Source organism: Agathobaculum faecis (genome assembly GCF_014287995.1).
GTDB classification, from domain to species: Bacteria; Bacillota; Clostridia; order Oscillospirales; family Butyricicoccaceae; genus Agathobaculum; species Agathobaculum ammoniilyticum.
This window is the reverse complement of the sequence record NZ_JACOPL010000009.1, coordinates 79876-97199: the sequence shown is the minus strand read 5'-3', so window position 1 is coordinate 97199 and position 17324 is coordinate 79876. Positions and strand designations below refer to the sequence as shown.

The following is a 17324-nucleotide window of genomic DNA, read 5'->3' as shown; positions in this document are numbered from 1 at the left end:
CCTTACTGCTTTGGGAAAAGCAATTTACGCTTACCACCGGCGAGCCGGTCCGCCGCCCGAATGTATTCGAGCGGATACTTGGGGTTGTTCGTTCGCTCGATCCAGCCCGTGTCCCGCTCGACGCGCTTGGAAACGCCGCCCGCGCCGAGCGACAAAATGGTTTGCAGCTCCTCCATCATGGCCACATTGTAGAAGCATTCGGTCCCCGGCCGACACCAGCCGACATTCTCAAAGCCGCCGGTGGTGAATTTCTGCCGGTACAGGTAATACGGGCCGTAGCCCGCGCCCTGCAGCGCGCGCGAGGCGCCGTCCAGCATACGCGCCACCGCCTCGCGCTGTGCGGCGGCGGCCTGCTTATCCGTCAGATCCGCCCCTCGCTTGATGGCCAGCGTATGTACCGTGATATTCTCCGGCGCAAGGCCGATCAAGGTATCCACCGTTCGGGCGAAGCTGTCCGGCGTATCGCCGGACAGCCCCGCGATCACATCCATGTTGATGCCAGCAAAGCCCGCCCGCCGCGCCTCGTCATAGGCGCGCAGCACATCGCACGCCACGTGCCTGCGCCCGATCGCGGCCAGCACCGCGTCGTCCATGGACTGCGGGTTGATGCTGACCCGTCCCACGCCCGCCGCGCGCAACACGCGCAGCTTGCCCTGTGTGATCGTATCCGGACGCCCCGCTTCCACAGTATATTCACAAAGTCCGGAAAAATCAAAGCTTTGTTCAAGTGTGTCAAGCAGGCGCGAGAGCTGGTTCTCGTCCAGCGTGGTCGGCGTGCCGCCGCCGATATACACGCTCTGCACCCGCCGGCCCGCCTCGCGCACCAGCGCGGCGGTCTCTCTGATCTCACGGCACAGCGTTTCCAGGTACGGCTCGATCAGGTGGCCGGACTGCGCGGTCGCGGAGGATACAAACGAGCAGTAATAGCACCGCGACGGGCAAAACGGGATACCGACATAAAGGGAAATATCCTTTTCGCCCATCCGCTTATCCATCTCTATCGCCGTTGCGGCCGCGCGTATGGTCAGCGCCGTGCGCTCCGGCGAAACATGGAAGTGCTCCCGCAGGTACTCTGCCGCCTCGCCGCGCGCCATCCCCCGCTCGATCAGCCCGCGCGCGAGCTTGGCGGGGCGCACGCCGGTCAGGCTGCCCCATACGGGCGGCTGGGCAAGCGACGGCACCACAGCCTCGTACACGGTCGTCTTGACCAGCTCGGTGACCGTGCGTTTATAAGCAATCGGCGCAAGCCCCTGAACCGACGCGCACCGCTCGCTGCGACGCGTTACGCCGCCGATGCGGACGTCGGCGCAAGCCCGCGCCCTGCCGTCCACTTCGGTCAGGACGCTCCGGCAATAGTCCCCCGTCCCGTCCGCCGCATCCACGGCATCCGCCCGCGCAAGCGCCGCCGTGGGGAGCAGATGGAACAGCATTTCCTCCACCGCATGCTTGAGCGCGTGTCCCTCCAGCGTATAAATCATCGTCTGCCAACCGCCTGCGCCATATAGGGATTGGCCGCGCGCTCCTCGGACAGGGAGGAGATGCCCTCATGCCCGGGCAACACCTTGTAATCCCCCTCCAGGTCGTGCAGACGCCGCAGCGACCGCAGCATCTGCCCGAAATCACCGCCCTCCAGGTCGCACCGGCCGCATTCATGCCGGAACAGCGTGTCGCCCGTGAACAGGCAGTCGCCAATCCGGATGACCGACGAGCCGGGCGTATGGCCAGGGGTGTTCATATACGTCGCCGTCATCCCGCCGAACGTCACTTGTGTCCCCTCGTTCGCCAAAAGATCCGGCTTATCCTCCACATAGGCGCTGGCCAACGAGCGGAACTGACCCATATTCTCCCGCTTGAGCAGCCACAGATCCCCCTCGGGTACGACATACTGCGCATGGGTTGCCGCCAGCACCTCGTGCGCGGCAAGGATATGGTCAAAATGCGCGTGCGTCAGCAGAACATATTTGATATCCAGCTTTTCCTTTTTCGCCGCGCTCAGGATAGAGGTGGCGTTGTCGCCTGGGTCGATCACCGCGGCCTCGCGGCTCTTTTCATCGTATACAATATAACAGTTCGTGGCGACCATGCCCACGCAAAGCTGCATGATTTTCATAAGCTGGTTCTCCTTTCCCTCACCGCATCTGTGCGGTATCCATCCATAGTGTGACCGGCCCGTCGTTGCACAGGTCGACCTTCATATCCGCGCCGAACTCGCCGGTTTCGACCGGCAGGCCGCTTTGCCGACAGCGCGCGATGAACGCCTCGTACAGCGGGACCGCGGTTTCGGGCCGCGCCGCGGCGGTAAAGCTCGGCCTGTTTCCCTTTTTGCAATCCCCGTACAGGGTAAACTGCGATACCACGAGGATGCCACCGCCCACATCCGCGAGCGAGCGGTTCATCTTGTCGTTCTCATCCGTGAACACCCGCAGCTTAACCGTCTTGTCGGCCAGATAAACCGCGTCGTCCACCGTGTCTCCATCCGTGATGCCCAGCAGGATCAGAAAGCCCTGTCCAATCTCTCCGCGCACCGCGCTGCCGATCGTCACCGATGCGCGCGTCACGCGCTGAATGAGTGCTCTCATAGCTTTTATTCTCCGTTTCCATTCCGCACACCTCGTGCAGCTTCTAACAGAAAAATGCCGCGGAGCGGCATTTTTCATAAAAACCGCGAACCCATATCACAGTTTTTATTCCCCTGAATGCGGAAATGTTTCGCCTCCCGAAGCCTTTCCGCGCCCTCTCGGCCGCGGCTGCACGCCGCAATCCAATACTCAATTTGTATCCACTGTACGCGTCACATCCACCACACCCTTGATCGACCGCAGGCGGCTGATCAGGTTATCCAGCTGGTGTACGCCCGCGACGTCGACCATCGCGTTGATCACGCCGTAGCCGTCGTTAAGATCCCTTGCCGAAATCTCATGCACATTGATCTTGCAGACCGCGAAGATCGTCGTCACGTCGTTCAGCACCCCGATACGGCTGCGGGTCGATATCTGCAGGCCGGTCGAGAACCGGCCCGCACGGTCCGCGGTGACCTGATCCTCGTCCCACCAGGCTTTTACCCAACGATCCGGATCCTCCGCCACATGGACGTTGACACAGTCCCGACGGTGGATAGACACGCCGTAGCCGCGCGTGACAAAGCCGATGATCTCGTCGCCCGGGATCGGCGTGCAGCAGCGCGCGAATTTGACCAGGCAGTTGTCGATCCCCTCGACCACCACGCCGGTCGAGCTGCGCGTCGTGCGGCGCTGCTGTTCGACATGGGGGTGATTCTGATGCTCCGCAATCTCCCGCTGGCGGCGCAGCCTTCCCACGTCGTCCTTGACCTTGTTGATGACCTTGGTCAGCGTGATGCCGCCGTAGCCGATGGCGGCGTACAGCTCGTCGAGCGTGTTGAACGAGAACTTGTTAAGCGTGTTCTTCTGTACTTCCTCGTTCTCGTAAAAGCCGTTGTACAGCAGGTTGGCGCGCAGCTCGCGGTCCAGATCCTCGCGGCCGTTGATGATATTCTCCTCACGGCACTCCTTTTTGAACCACTGCTTGATCTTGTTGCGCGCCTCGGTGGTTTTGACAATCTTGACCCAGTCGCGGCTGGGTCCATGCGCCTCCTTGGAGGTCAGGATCTCCACGATGTCGCCGTTTTTCAGTTGGCTGTCGATCGGCGCGATGCGGCCGTTGATCTTGGCGCCGGTCATCCGGTTGCCGACCGCGGAATGGATGGCGTAGGCTAGGTCGATCGGGGTCGCGCCCGCGGGCATGTTGACCACGTCGCCCTTGGGCGTGAACACGAACACCTCGTCCGCGAACAGATCCACCTTGATATTTTTGATGAAGTCCTCGGCCTCGGTGTCCTGCTGCGCCTCGAGCAGCTGGCGGATCCAGGCGAAAGCCTCCTCGTTGCCCTTTTTATCCAAGCCCTGCTTGTATTTCCAGTGCGCCGCGACGCCGTATTCGGCCATCTTGTGCATCTCGGTCGTGCGGATCTGTATCTCGAACGGGATGCCCGCGCGGCCGATGACCGTGGTGTGCAGGGACTGGTAGCCATTGGGCTTGGGCGTGGAGATATAATCCTTGAAGCGTCCGGGGATAGGCTTATACAAGTCATGCACATAGCCGAGTACATTATAGCAGTCCGCCACCGTATCCACGATCACGCGCACCGCGCAGATATCATAGATCTCGTCGATCGTCTTATGCTGGGCGTACATTTTGCGGTAAATGGAATAAATATGCTTGACGCGCGCCGAAATCGTATTATGGATATGCGCCTCCGCCAGCTTCTCGCTGATGCGCTCCTGTATCCCCTTGAGGAATTCCTCGTGCTGCTCGCTCTGCGCCCTGAGACCCTCGACGATCTCGTTATAGCCGATCGGGTCGAGCACCTTGAGGCACAGGTCCTCCAGCTCCCATTTGATACGGCTCATACCCAGCCGGTGCGCGATCGGCGCATAGATCTCCATGGTTTCGAGCGCCTTGTCGCGCTGCTTGCGCTCGGGCAGGAACTGGAACGTGCGCGCGTTATGCAGCCGGTCGGCCAGCTTGATCAGGATGACGCGGATATCCTTGGCCATGGCGAGGAACATCTTGCGCAGGTCCTCGAACTGCTCCTGCTCCTTGGAATAGCGCAGCATGCCCAGGCGGGTAACGCCGTCCACCAGCTCCGCGACAGGCGTGCCAAACTTGTTTTCGATCTCCTTGTAGCCGAATTGCGTATCCTCGATGCAGTCGTGCAGCAGCGCGGCGCAGATCGAATCCGTATCCAGCCCCATTTCAACCACGATCTCGGCCACCGAGACCGGATGGATGATATACGGCTCGCCGTTTTTCCGCTTTTGCCCCTCGTGCGCCGCGGAGGCGCACTCATAGGCTGCGCGGATTTTTTTAATATTCGCCTGCGGATTCTGTTTCTGCACGCGCTCGATCAAAAAATCCAGTTTATTCTGCATATAATTTCCCCCTCGGCTGTCATCCCGCCATGCTTTGCAGCGTGGCAAGGACGACCGAGCCCGATATATCCGCCTTACCCTCGTAAGGCTTGAGCAGGATGTTGAGCATCCCCTCTTTGAAATGGTAGCTGATCAGGCTCGACTCGGAAAACACGTCGAGACACACGAACAGCTTGCCAATATTGATCTCCCTGCGGCTTTCCCAGGCGATACGGCGTGAGAGCGCGTTGGATGGTACGGAAAGGCGGCCGTCCTCCGCGCGGCACACGATATGCCGCCATACCGCGACCAGATCGCTGCGGTCGGGCAGCAGGATGCGCGCCTCCCGCGCGGTCAGCGGGCCATCCGCCATGTAGGTGTTATACAGGTTGAGCAGCTTTTGGTCGGCAAGGTTTTCGCATTCGCTCAGCCGCACGTCGCACAGCGTCAGCTGCACCGAGCGCCGGCCCCGAAACTCGTTGATCTCCAGGTGGAACGCCGCGTCGACCATATTCCCCTGCGCAAAGCCCAGTCCGCCCACGCCCGTGCCGAACAGCATGGCCGACCAGCGCTTCCCGTCCTTTACCAGCGTCAGCCGGACATGGCGGTCGCTTGAAATGGGCGTGATCTCCTCCACGGTCAGATCCTTCATGCAGAATACCGGTTCTTCATTCTGCATGCCGTATGGTTCGAGCACGGAAAGCGCTTGGATATTTTCCAGCGTGATCCATTCCGGCTCGATCATGCAGTCGATAGGCAGCTGCGGGATCAGATCGGCCATGGAAACATGGTTTTCTGCATAGGCGCGCAGCCGTTCCCGCAGCGCCTCAATATGCGCCGCGTCCACCGTCAGCCCTGCGGCAAGCTCATGCCCGCCGTAGCGCTGCAGCAAATCCCCGCACGAGGTCAGGGCTTCGAACAGGTTGAAGCCCTTGACCGACCGACCGGAGCCTTTGCCTGTCCCGTCCTCGTCCAGCGCGATCAACACGACCGGACATCCATACCGGTCGCACAGGCGGGAACACACAATGCCGATCACGCCGTGATGCCAGCCTTCCCCCGCCAGCACGATGATCTTATCCTCCAGCGGATTGTATTCCATGCGCAGGCGGGCAAGCGCCTGCGTCAATATCTGGTTTTCCTCATTCTGCCGCCGCTTGTTCTGTTCGCACAGCTCTGCGGCCAGCATCTGCGCGCGCACGGGGTCGCGCGTCAGGAACAGCTCGGCAGCCAGTTCGGCCTGTCCCATCCGGCCCGCGGCGTTGATGCGGGGCGCCAGAACAAAGCTGATCGCAGCGGAGGTCAGGCGCTTATGCTTCATGCCGGCCTCGCGCAGCAGCATTTCCAACCCGATGTTGCTGGTTTCGGCCATCTTTTTCAGCCCCGCCGCGACGATAATGCGGTTCTCCCCGACAATCGGCATCACATCCGCTACCGTGCCGAGCGCCAGCAGATCGGCGTAACGGGCGAGCACGGTTCCGGCATCGCCCTCGAGCGCGCAGATCAGCTTGAACGCCACGCCCACGCCCGCCAAGCTGCCGAACGGATAATCGCAGTCCGCGCGCTTGCAGTCCACGACGGCGTCCGCTTCGGGCAGGCTGTCGTGGCATTCGTGGTGGTCGGTAATCACGACCTTCATACCGAGCGCGCGGGCTGCGGCGATTTCCTCGTCCGCCGTAATGCCGGAATCGACCGTGATCAGCAGGCGCGTCCCCTGGCCATACAGCCGCTCCATAGCCGCGCGCGAAAGGCCGTAGCCTTCGTTCAGACGGTTCGGGATATAATATTCGCAGACCGCGCCTTTGCTGCGTAGATAATCCACCATGATGCAGGTCGCCGTGATACCGTCCACATCATAATCACCGTAAACGACGATATGCTCGTTATTCTCAAGCGCGCGGCGGACGGTCTGGACTGCCCTGTCCATATCGGCCATCAGGAACGGGTCGTGCAGCCCTTTGGAGTCGCAGCTCAGATAACGCTCCGCGGCCTGCGCCGTATCGATCCCGCGCGCGGAAAGGACCGCGGCGGTCAACGGCGCGCAGGCGCAATCGTGGGCGAGCATGCGCACACGCGGCTCGTCCAGCGCGGCAATCACCCAATGTTTGGTTTTCATAAAACTCCCTCATTTATTTTCGATTATCATTATTATACCAAAATTATTGATATGGGACAAGGGAGTATACAAAAATGTCACAAAACTCGCACAAAATTTTATCATCCATCCGGCAAACTGCCAAACCACTTCGCAAAAAACTTGCCTGGCGGCGCGCATTTGGGTTGCCGCCCCCCGCCGGATATCCCTTTGCCATGCAAAACACCCCCGACGGTGTCGGGGGTGTTTCTTTACCGCTTCTCCTCGCGCTGTCTGCCGCGTTCAAGCACCGGCTTCAGATATTGACCGGTATAGGAGCCTTCGCACGCGGCGACCTCCTCCGGCGTGCCCGCGGCCACCAAGCGGCCGCCGCCGTCCCCGCCCTCGGGACCGAGGTCGAGGATATAGTCCGCGGTCTTAATCACGTCCAGGTTGTGCTCGATGACGACCACGGTGTTGCCCGCGTCCACCAGTTTCTGCAGCACGTCCACCAGGCGGTGTACGTCTGCGACGTGCAGGCCGGTGGTTGGCTCGTCCAGGATATAGATGGTCTTGCCGGTCGAGCGCTTGGACAGCTCGGTGGCGAGCTTGGCGCGCTGCGCCTCGCCGCCGGACAGCGTGGTGGACGACTGCCCGAGCTTGACGTACCCCAGCCCGACCTCGCGCATGGTTCCCAGCCGCCGGGCGATCTTAGGCACGTTGGCGAAGAACTCGCACGCCTCGTCCACAGTCATGTCGAGCACCTCGTAGATATTTTTGCCTTTGTAGCGCACCTCGAGCGTTTCCTTGTTGTAGCGCTTGCCCTTGCACACGTCGCAGGGCACATATACGTCCGGCAGGAAGTGCATCTCGATTTTCAAAAGGCCGTCGCCCGCGCAGGCCTCGCAACGGCCGCCCTTGACGTTGAAAGAGAACCTGCTCGGCCCGTAGCCGCGCGCCTTTGCGTCCGCGGTCTTGGCGAACAGGTCTCGGATATCGTTGAACACGCCGGTATAGGTCGCGGGGTTGGAGCGCGGCGTGCGCCCGATGGGCGACTGGTCGATATCGATCACCTTGTCCAGATAGGACAGGCCGACGAACTTATCGTGCGCGCCCGCGCGCGTCTTGGCGCCGTTCAGCTCGGCGGCGAGCTTTTTGTACAGGATCTCGTTGACGAACGAGGACTTGCCCGAGCCGGACACACCGGTCACGCAGGTGAGCGTACCCAGCGGAATGGTGAAATCCGTGTGCTTGAGGTTGTTCACCGCGCAGCCCTTGACGGTCAGCTTTTTGCCGTTGCCCTTGCGGCGCACCGCAGGCACGGGGATGCACTTGCGGCCGGACAGGTACTGTCCGGTGATGGACTGCTCGCTTTGCAGCAGCTCGTCCACCGTGCCTTCAAACACGACCGCGCCGCCGTTCCGGCCCGCGCCCGGGCCGATATCCACGATATGATCGGCGGCGAACATGGTATCCTCATCGTGCTCGACCACGATCAGTGTATTGCCCAAGTCGCGCAGGCGTTTAAGGGTCGCCAGCAGCTTGTCGTTGTCGCGTTGATGCAGGCCGATGGACGGCTCATCCAGGATATACAGCACCCCCATGAGCGACGAGCCGATCTGCGTCGCCAGCCGGATGCGCTGGCTCTCGCCGCCGGACAGCGTGCCGGAGGCGCGCGACAAGGTCAGGTATTCCAGGCCGACCGACTGCAGGAAGCCCAGCCGGTCCTTGATCTCCTTGATAACGCGGTCGCCAATCTTGTGCTGCATCTCGGTCAGCTGCAGGGTCTGTAAAAACTCCATCGCTTTGACGACCGACTTTTCCGAAAATTCGGCGATGTTCAGCCCGCCAATCGTGACCGCGAGCACCTCGGGCCGCAGGCGGCGGCCGTGGCACGCGGGGCAGGGGATCTCGCTCATGCACTCCTCGATCTCGGCGCGCGAATAGTCGCTGGACGTTTCCTTATAGCGGCGCTCGAGGTTCACGACGATGCCCTCGAACGGCTGGCGCATCACGCCGCCCGACACGCGGCTGACCGACAGCTCGAGCGGCTCGTCTCCAGTGCCGTACAGCAGCTCGTGCAGCGCCTTGTCCGAAAAGTCCTCGATCGGGGTATCCAGCGTGAAGCCGTGCTTTTTGCCGAGCGCGGTGAAGTACATGCCCGCGATCGTCCCCGGCTCGGCGCTGCCCCAGCCGGACGCGCGGATCGCGCCCTGTTTGATGGACAGCTTTTTGTTGGGGATGATGCGGTCCGGATCGACACGCATCTGCATGCCGAGGCCGGTACACACCGGACACGCGCCGTACGGGTTGTTGAACGAGAACATACGCGGTGTCAGCTCCTCAATCGAGATGCCGCAGTCGTCGCACGCATAGTTCTGCGAGAACGCGATCGGCTCGCCGCCGACTACGTCCGCGATGACCAGCCCCCCCGAGAGCGCGGACGCAGTCTCGACCGAGTCCGTGATGCGGCCGCGCGCGTCCGGCCGGATGACCACGCGGTCGACCACAATCTCGATGTTGTGCTTGTGGGTCTTGGCCAGCTTGATATCATCGGACAGGTCGCGCACTTCGCCGTCCACGCGCACACGGACGTAGCCCGCCTTGCGCGCGTCCTCGAGTACCTTGACGTGCTCGCCCTTTTTGCCACGGATAACCGGCGCGAGGATCTGGACGCGCGTTTTTTCCTCCAGCGCCATCAGCCGGTCGATGATCTGGTCGATGGTCTGCTGGTGGATTTCCTTGCCGCACTTGGGGCAGTGCGGCGTGCCGATGTTCGCCCACAAAAGGCGCAGGTAGTCGTAGATTTCGGTGACCGTGCCGACCGTCGAGCGCGGATTCTGCGAGGTGGTCTTCTGGTCAATCGAAATCGCGGGCGAAAGGCCGTCGATGTAGTCCACGTCCGGCTTGTCCATCTGCCCCAAAAACTGCCGCGCGTAGCTGGACAGCGACTCGACATAGCGTCGCTGTCCCTCGGCATAAATCGTGTCAAACGCCAGCGACGACTTGCCCGAGCCGGACAGTCCGGTCAGCACGACCAGCTTGTCGCGCGGGATCTTGATATCGATATTTTTCAGGTTGTGCTCGCGCGCACCCTTTACGTGGATAAATTCCTGCATGTTCACCTATCCTTATTCCAAAAATGCAGTATCTCTTTTCTGGTTTTATTACAGCTCGATCACGCTGCCCGCCGCAAGGAGCGAAATCCGCTCCCCAAACGTTTCGCGCAGCACCTCGAACGCATGCGCGCCGGTACAGTGGCCGGTGTAGTAACGGCTGCTCGTGTGCGCGAGCCGCGCCGCGACCGCGCGGATCGCCTCATCCGGCTCGCTTTTGCCGGTGGACGGGCTGAACAGGTGCATCCCGCCGACGACAGCGTCCGGCGCGCGGCCGAGAAGCTCTCCGGCGCGGGCGCAGATATTCACCACGCCCCGATGGGCGCAGCCAGTAAAAAGCACCGTCTTATCCCCCTCGCGCACGAGCAGGCTCTGCTCATGCAGGAAGCGGTCGGGGAAATATTGCCCGTCCGCCCGCTCGCACAGCGTGCGGTTGCCCTGCGGCACGCAGTCTGCGCCCGTGACATCGGAGAACAGGGTCAGGGTGTCGTCTATCCGCGCCACGCCATCCACCCGCCGCAGGCGCGGGCTGTGTGCGAGCGCGCTGTCCAGCCCAATCTCCCTGATACCCTCCGGCTTGTGCGAAAAATGCGGCTCGAACGCCCGCTCATGCACATAGACCGGCGCGTGGCTGTTAACGCTCAGGAACGCCGCCAATCCCCCGCCGTGGTCGTAATGCCCGTGCGAGAGAAAGGCGATATCCACCGCTCCCAGGTCGGCGCCCAGCCGCGCCGCGTTGCACACGAACAGGCCGGTCTGACCCATGTCGAACAGCAGCCTTTTCCCGTTCGTCTCGATATAAAAGCTCAGGCCATGCTCGCAGGCAAACGCCGGCGCGCACGCGGTGTCCTCCATCAGGGTGACAATCCTCATCTGCCTTCCTCCAATGCCTTGATCTGGTCGCGCAGCTGGGCGGCGATCTCGAACTCGAGCATCTTGGCCGCCTCTTTCATCTGGCGGGTCAGGCGGGCGATCTCCTGCTGACGCTCGCCCTTGGTGCGCAGCTTTTTCTTGCTGCTCGTCGGCACGTTGGAGGTGATTTCGATCACGTCCTGCACCTTCTTTTTCACCGACTGGGGCGTAATGCCATGTGCCTTGTTGAACGCATCCTGAAGGGTGCGTCGGCGTTCGGTCTCGTCCATCGCACGGCGCATAGAGGGCGTGATGCTGTCCGCATACAGCACGACCATGCCCCTCTCGTTGCGCGCGGCACGGCCGATGGTCTGGATGAGCGAGGTTTCCGAGCGGAGAAAGCCCTCCTTATCCGCGTCCAATATCGCCACCAGCGACACCTCGGGGATATCCAGACCCTCGCGCAGCAGGTTGATGCCCACCAGCACGTCGAACACGCCCAGGCGCAGGTCGCGCACCAGCTCCTGCCGCTCGATGGTCTTGATATCGTGGTGCATGTAGCGCACCTTGATGCCCGCGTTTTCCAGATAGGCGGTCAGATCCTCGGCCATCTTTTTAGTCAGCGTCGTCACCAGAATGCGCTCGTCCTTGGCGGTACGCGCGTTGATCTCGCCGATCAGGTCGTCGATCTGCCCCTCGACCGGACGCACGACCACCTCTGGATCGAGCAGGCCGGTCGGGCGGATGACCTGCTCAACCACCTGTCCGGAGCGGGACAACTCATACTCCGCCGGCGTCGCGGACACATATACGATCTGGTTAAGGCGCTCGTTGAACTCATCGAAGTTCAGCGGGCGGTTATCGTAGGCCGAGGGCAGGCGGAAGCCGTTCTCGACCAGACTCTCCTTGCGCGCGCGGTCACCGTGGTACATGGCGCGCACCTGCGGCAGGGTGACGTGGCTCTCGTCCACAATCAGCAGGAAGTCCCTGGGGAAATAGTCGATCAGCGTAAACGGCGCCGAACCCGGCGCGCGGCGCGAGAGCACGCGCGAGTAGTTCTCGATGCCGCTGCAAAAGCCGATCTCCTGCAGCATTTCAATATCGTACCGCGTGCGCTGCGCGATGCGTTGCGCCTCTATCAACTTGCCGTTTTGCTCAAAGAATTTGACGCGGGCCTCCAGCTCGTCCTCCAGATCTCGAATCGCGGCCTGCAGCTTGTCCTTGGGCGTGACGTAATGGCTCGCGGGGAAGATCGCGGTGTGTCCCAGCTCGCCCAGCACCACGCCGGTCAACGGGTTGATGCGGCTGATGCGGTCGATCTCGTCCCCGAAGAACTCGATGCGCACCACGTCCTCGTCCGAATAGACCGGCCAGACCTCGACCGTGTCCCCGCGTACGCGGAAGCGGTTGCGCTCGAACGCGATGTCGTTGCGCTCGTACTGGATGTCGATCAGGCGGTGAATAAGCTGCTCGCGGCTGATCTCCGTACCTGGACGCAGGGAAACGACCATCTTCTTGTAGTCGATTGGGTCGCCCAGCGAATAGATGCAGGACACAGAGGAGACGATGATCACGTCCCGCCGCTCGGAAAGCGCCGAGGTAGCCGAGTGGCGCAGGCGGTCGATCTCGTCGTTGATGGCCGAGTCCTTTTCGATATAAGTGTCGGTCGAAGCGATATAGGCCTCGGGCTGGTAATAGTCGTAATAGGACACGAAATACTCGACCGCGTTGTGCGGGAAGAACTCCCGCAGCTCGGTGCAGAGTTGCGCGGCCAGCGTCTTATTGTGCGCGAGCACCAGCGTCGGCCGCTGGGTCTGCTCGATAATATTGGCCATGGTGAAGGTCTTGCCCGAGCCGGTCACGCCCATCAGGGTCTGCTCGGTCAGGCCGTTCTGGATGCCCTCAACCAGCTTGGCGACCGCCTCCGGCTGGTCGCCCGCCATTTTGTAAGGGCTTACGATTTGAAAATCCGGCATTCCCTATCTCCTTTCCTGCCCGATCAGCAGCTGCTTCCGCATGGAGTAATACTTTCCCCGCGCGACAATACAGTGGTCGAGCAACTCGATGTCCATATCATTCAGGTAGCGTTCCAGCATGCGCGTCACCTCGATATCCTCGTGCGACGGGAGCGCTCTCCCATTCGGATGGTTATGGGCAATCGCCACGCCGGCCGCCTCGCTCAGCAGCGCGTTGCGGCATATCTTGCCGCAGTCCACGCGGACCTGCGCGCGCCCGCCGCGGCCGGCTTCCTCGCATTTGATCACCCTGCCGGCACCGTCGACATAGGCGGCGATCAGAACCTCCTCGCTCTCCCCCATAAACTGCGGCACGAAAAACGCGCCGATCCGTTCGCTGCTGTTAAGCTTGTCCCCATTCGCCTCCATTTTCGCCACATCGGCCTGATACCGGCCGACCAGCGCGAAAGCCACCTTGATCAGCGACGCGGTATGCGGCCCGACGCCCTTCACCTTCTGAAGCTCTTCCGGTGGCGCCTCCAGCACCGCGTGCAGCGAGCCAAAACGCTTGAGCAACGCGTGCGCGGTCGGGTTGGTATCGCCGCGCCGGATCGCGAAAAACAACAGTAATTCCAGCACCTCATGGTCGGCAAACACCTGCAGACCAAACCGGCGGAATTTTTCCCATACGCGCTGGCGGTGGTTTTCATGCAGATTGGGTTCCATGGCGGCCTCCTTTTTCCCCGTCCCGCAGCTTCACAGGTGGATCCGCTGCTCAGCCTGCCGCAGCACGCGGTCCACCAGCGGACTGTCCTGTATCTCCGGAAACGGTACGGCGGGCTGCGGTTCCCCCTCATGCGGGCGCAGGCTTTTGCCCATCCACAGCACGTCGCGCCACTGGCCGAATTTGTACATGCTCTCCTGGTACGCGCCCGAAATGATAAAGCCCATGGACTTGTGGAATTTCATGGAACGTTCGTTCGGTGAGGTGATGCCGACATAGATGTTATAGTATCCCTGCATGGTGAGCAGTTCAAACAGGGCGGCGTAGATTGCCCCGGCGATCCCATGGCGGTGCCATTCCTCCGCAACATAGATCGACGTCTCCACCGACCACTGATAGGCCGCGCGCGTGCGGTGCGGCGAAGCATAGCCGTAACCGGCCACCTCGCCATCAACCAGACAGACCAGCCACGGCAGCCTTGCCATATAGGTGCGCATCCTGCCCACGAATTCCTCCAGCGATGGCGGCGTGTATTCGCTCGACACCGTGGTCTGGATGACATAGGGCGCATACAGCGCGAGCATGGCCGGCGCATCCGCCTCGCCCGCAACGCGCAAAACAACTTCCGACATGCGGTTTCCCCTCGGTTTCATAAAAATCTGACACTTTATTATACCGCGCTGCTCTCTGTTCTTCAACAGCTTTTTCCCATTTCCGCTTCCAAAAATCGTACATCCGTTCGCCTTTCATTTGTGCGTTTTTTCGGCAAAAGCGGACGTGCTGCCACCGACCCTCCGCTGGGCGGCAAATAATTGCCCGGCCGGACCGGTTGCTTTTTCGGGCGTTTTAGGATATACTAAAGGAGCGATTTTTTGAAAGAGGAGGTCTGCGCTGTATGGTTCGCTATGGCTTTATCCACTCCAAAGAGGATATCAAATTCCTCGTTCTTTTTGCGATGGATTTGCTTCCCTTTCCGGTTTCCTTCAACGCCATCGTTGATCTGACGACCTGGTGCGACGAGGGGTTCGGCTATTTCGAGCTCAGCGAGGCCTTTTACGAAATGCTCCCGACCGGACATATCGAAGAGGTCGCGGACAGCGTCGAAACGCTGTACCGCATCACGGAAAAAGGGCGCGAGACGACCCGCATTTTTGAAAAGCAGCTCCCGTATCCGGTCCGTGAGGCGGCGCAGCGCTCCGCGCTCCGTGTCGTGCGGCAGATCCGACGGGACGCGGCGATCCGCACTCGTGTGAGCGAACGCTCGGAGCACGACCTGACGGTCCGCATGGAGATGGATCAGGTGTTTGCGATCGAGATGGATGTTGTCAACCGCTCGCAGGCCGCGCTGCTCGAGCGCACATTCAAATCCAACGCCGAAGCAATCTACCAGACCTTGCTCTCCGCCATGACCGCCAATTATGAAACCAGGAAAGAAGAAGATGCCACTTGAAATATATGAAGCAATTGGGCGTTCTGCTTGCGTGCGCTGTCGCAGGCGACGCCTTTTCCATTCTCCTGCGCGGCCGGCTGCCCGGCAATGTACTCGGCCTGACGCTGCTGCTGCTTCTGCTCGCATACGGTCCGGTCAGGCTCGGCCATATCGAGGATACGGCCGACTTTCTGCTGCACAACATGGCGTTTTTCTTTCTGCCCGCCTGTCTGGGCGTGCTTGAGATTTTTGCAGAGATCAAAAGCGAGGTGTTCGCTCTTCTGGCGGTATGCGTTTTGACCACCTTCTGCACCGCGGCCGCTACCGCATTCACCGTGCATATCGCGCTGCGGCTGCAGCGTAAAAAAGACAGGGGAGGCGTCCGCCCATGACCGCTCTGCTCTCCAGCGCACCGTTTTGGATATGCGTTTCGATCGCATGCTATGCGTTCGGACAAAAGGTACAGCGCCGGACCGGCTCCGCGCTCTTCAATCCGTTGCTGATTGCTTCCGTTCTGGTTGGCTTGCTGCTGGTGTGTACTGGCACCAGCTACGAGACTTATAACCAGTCCGGCCGGCTTATCTCTTTTTTCCTGACCCCCGCTACTGTTGCCCTTGCCGTACCGATCTACCGCAAGCTGGACGTGCTCCGGCAAAACCTGTTTCCCATCCTTGCCGGCGCGCTCGTCGGCTCCGTGGTTTCCATTGCAAGCGTGATTCTTTTTTCCCGCCTGTTCGGTCTTTCGGACACGACCATGCGCTCGCTCATCCCCAAATCCGTGACCACGCCTATCGCAGTTTCCCTTTCTGAAATGCTGGGCGGGCTTGCGCCGGTCACCACGATCGCGGTGGTGTTCACCGGTATTGTTGGCGCGATGCTGCTGCCGGTGTTCCTCAAGTGCATCGGCGTGCGCAACGAGGTGCAGATGGGGCTTTCCATCGGCACCGCCGCGCATGCGGTCGGCACCTCGCGCGCTATCGAGCTGGGGGAAACCGAGGGCGCAATGAGCGGGCTTGCGATCGGTATTGCCGGGCTGCTGACTGCTTTGATCGTATCGGTCGGTTCCCTGCTCTTATCGATCTGAAAGAAATGCACCTTTGCCGGCGTTCGGAGCAGCGAGTGGAAGCCCATCGACTATGACCAACATCGTAAGAAAAAGAGGACGGAATCAATCCGTCCTCTTTCCATTTCTCAACAAACAGGCTTAGCCGAAGTAACGAGCCAGCAGACCCTCGAAAGCCTTGCCGTGGCGGGCCTCGTCGCGGGCCATTTCATGTACGGTATCGTGGATGGCGTCAAGGTTGAGCGCCTTAGCACGCTTTGCCAGATCGAACTTGCCGGCGGTTGCTCCGTTCTCCGCGTCAACACGCATCTCAAGGTTCTTCTTGGTGGAGTCGGTCACGACCTCGCCCAACAGCTCGGCGAACTTGGCGGCGTGCTCGGCTTCCTCGTAAGCCGCCTTCTCCCAGTACAGGCCGATTTCCGGATAGCCTTCACGGTGCGCAACACGAGCCATCGCCAGGTACATGCCGACCTCGGAGCACTCGCCCTCGAAGTTCGCGCGCAGATCCTTCATGATGTCTTCCGGTGCGCCCTGCGCCACGCCTACCACATGCTCGGCCGCCCAAGTCTTCTCGCCGGACTGCTCCTTGAACTTCTCAGCCGGAGCATGGCAGATCGGACACTCGGCCGGAGCCGCCTCGCCCTCATGAACATAACCGCATACGGAACAAACAAACTTTTTCATGATTTTTTCCTCCTAAAAAATATTTTTTACTTTTTCACGGGTGGAAGGAACCGCTCCATGGTAATGGAAAACAACTGCTCCCGCAGGGATTTGTTGATTTCGCCAAACACATGATGAAAATCGCATTCTTTCCGGCAGCCCACGCGCGTACACTGGAATTCATTGGCAAGGCAGTGATTGATTGCAATCGGCCCGTCGATGCATTCAATGATTTCGCCCAGACTGATCTCGGAAGGGCTTCGATTGAGCTCATACCCGCCGGCGACGCCTTTATAGGATTTTGTAATGCCGGACTGCGTCAGCTTGCGCAGAATCTTCAGCGCAAACCGAAGCGTTACCCCTGTGGTTTCAGAAATGTCCTTTGCGCATTGCTTCCCCCCTGCCAGCGCCAGACAGTAGGTCACACGAATCGCATAGTCCGCTTCATGTGTGATTCTCAAATCGTTCCTCCCTTTCTCTATTTGGAACACCTTTAGTATAGTATTGTTCAGCAAAAAAG

The 17324-nt window shown here is 60.7% G+C and carries 15 protein-coding genes; 3 read left to right on the top strand and 12 right to left on the bottom strand.

Features of this window, described 5'->3' with window-relative positions:
• Positions 1 to 2: 2 nt before the first annotated feature.
• The 10 genes from hemZ to H8S45_RS10770 form a co-directional block, all read right to left on the bottom strand.
• Positions 3 to 1478: a coproporphyrinogen dehydrogenase HemZ gene (gene hemZ / locus H8S45_RS10815; RefSeq protein WP_147574153.1), complete on the bottom strand. Its 1476-nt coding sequence runs from the start codon at positions 1476 to 1478 to the stop codon at positions 3 to 5.
• A complete protein-coding gene (locus tag H8S45_RS10810) occupies positions 1475 to 2110 on the bottom strand; it encodes an MBL fold metallo-hydrolase (protein ID WP_054327329.1) in 636 nt (211 codons plus the stop codon). The genes hemZ and H8S45_RS10810 overlap by 4 nt, the downstream gene beginning before the upstream one ends.
• A gap of 19 nt (positions 2111 to 2129) precedes the next feature.
• Complete coding sequence (gene dtd / locus H8S45_RS10805) at positions 2130 to 2579, bottom strand: D-aminoacyl-tRNA deacylase (RefSeq protein WP_054327328.1); 450 nt, start codon at positions 2577 to 2579, stop codon at positions 2130 to 2132.
• A gap of 189 nt (positions 2580 to 2768) precedes the next feature.
• The gene (locus H8S45_RS10800) at positions 2769 to 4949 is read right to left on the bottom strand and encodes a RelA/SpoT family protein (protein ID WP_107632009.1); all 2181 of its coding nucleotides are present in this window, start codon (positions 4947 to 4949) and stop codon (positions 2769 to 2771) included.
• A 19-nt stretch (positions 4950 to 4968) separates the two neighbouring features.
• Positions 4969 to 7044 (bottom strand): single-stranded-DNA-specific exonuclease RecJ, encoded by a 2076-nt coding sequence (gene recJ / locus H8S45_RS10795; protein WP_054327327.1) that lies wholly within the window; start codon positions 7042 to 7044, stop codon positions 4969 to 4971.
• A 230-nt stretch (positions 7045 to 7274) separates the two neighbouring features.
• Entirely contained in the window at positions 7275 to 10121 is a 2847-nt protein-coding gene (uvrA, locus tag H8S45_RS10790; RefSeq protein ID WP_107632007.1) for an excinuclease ABC subunit UvrA, read from the bottom strand.
• Positions 10122 to 10169: 48 nt separating this feature from the next.
• Complete coding sequence (locus tag H8S45_RS10785; protein WP_054327326.1) at positions 10170 to 10991, bottom strand: MBL fold metallo-hydrolase; 822 nt, start codon at positions 10989 to 10991, stop codon at positions 10170 to 10172.
• Positions 10988 to 12946 carry an excinuclease ABC subunit UvrB gene (gene uvrB / locus H8S45_RS10780; RefSeq protein ID WP_054327325.1) on the bottom strand — a complete coding sequence of 653 codons (1959 nt, stop codon included), beginning with the start codon at positions 12944 to 12946 and terminating at the stop codon, positions 10988 to 10990. The genes H8S45_RS10785 and uvrB overlap by 4 nt, the downstream gene beginning before the upstream one ends.
• Before the next feature lie 3 nt (positions 12947 to 12949).
• Entirely contained in the window at positions 12950 to 13651 is a 702-nt protein-coding gene (locus tag H8S45_RS10775; RefSeq protein WP_054327324.1) for a JAB domain-containing protein, read from the bottom strand.
• A 30-nt stretch (positions 13652 to 13681) separates the two neighbouring features.
• The gene (locus tag H8S45_RS10770) at positions 13682 to 14281 is read right to left on the bottom strand and encodes a GNAT family N-acetyltransferase (protein WP_054327323.1); all 600 of its coding nucleotides are present in this window, start codon (positions 14279 to 14281) and stop codon (positions 13682 to 13684) included.
• A gap of 263 nt (positions 14282 to 14544) precedes the next feature.
• On the opposite strand from H8S45_RS10770, the gene H8S45_RS10765 reads away from it, so the two are divergent.
• The 3 genes from H8S45_RS10765 to H8S45_RS10755 are packed head-to-tail and all read left to right on the top strand — an operon-like array spanning position 14545 to position 16162.
• The gene (locus H8S45_RS10765; RefSeq protein ID WP_186950079.1) at positions 14545 to 15099 is read left to right on the top strand and encodes a DUF4364 family protein; all 555 of its coding nucleotides are present in this window, start codon (positions 14545 to 14547) and stop codon (positions 15097 to 15099) included.
• A gap of 5 nt (positions 15100 to 15104) precedes the next feature.
• On the top strand, positions 15105 to 15470 hold the full coding sequence (locus tag H8S45_RS10760) for a CidA/LrgA family protein (protein WP_147574152.1): 366 nt from the start codon (positions 15105 to 15107) through the stop codon (positions 15468 to 15470).
• The gene (locus H8S45_RS10755; protein WP_054327320.1) at positions 15467 to 16162 is read left to right on the top strand and encodes an LrgB family protein; all 696 of its coding nucleotides are present in this window, start codon (positions 15467 to 15469) and stop codon (positions 16160 to 16162) included. Before H8S45_RS10760 ends, H8S45_RS10755 begins: the two co-directional genes overlap by 4 nt.
• Before the next feature lie 120 nt (positions 16163 to 16282).
• Here H8S45_RS10755 and H8S45_RS10750 read toward each other — a convergent pair whose 3' ends face one another.
• The gene (locus H8S45_RS10750) at positions 16283 to 16825 is read right to left on the bottom strand and encodes an NADH peroxidase (RefSeq protein WP_054327319.1); all 543 of its coding nucleotides are present in this window, start codon (positions 16823 to 16825) and stop codon (positions 16283 to 16285) included.
• Positions 16826 to 16851: 26 nt separating this feature from the next.
• Positions 16852 to 17265 carry an RrF2 family transcriptional regulator gene (locus H8S45_RS10745; protein ID WP_054327318.1) on the bottom strand — a complete coding sequence of 138 codons (414 nt, stop codon included), beginning with the start codon at positions 17263 to 17265 and terminating at the stop codon, positions 16852 to 16854.
• Between the last annotated feature and the right edge of the window lie 59 nt (positions 17266 to 17324).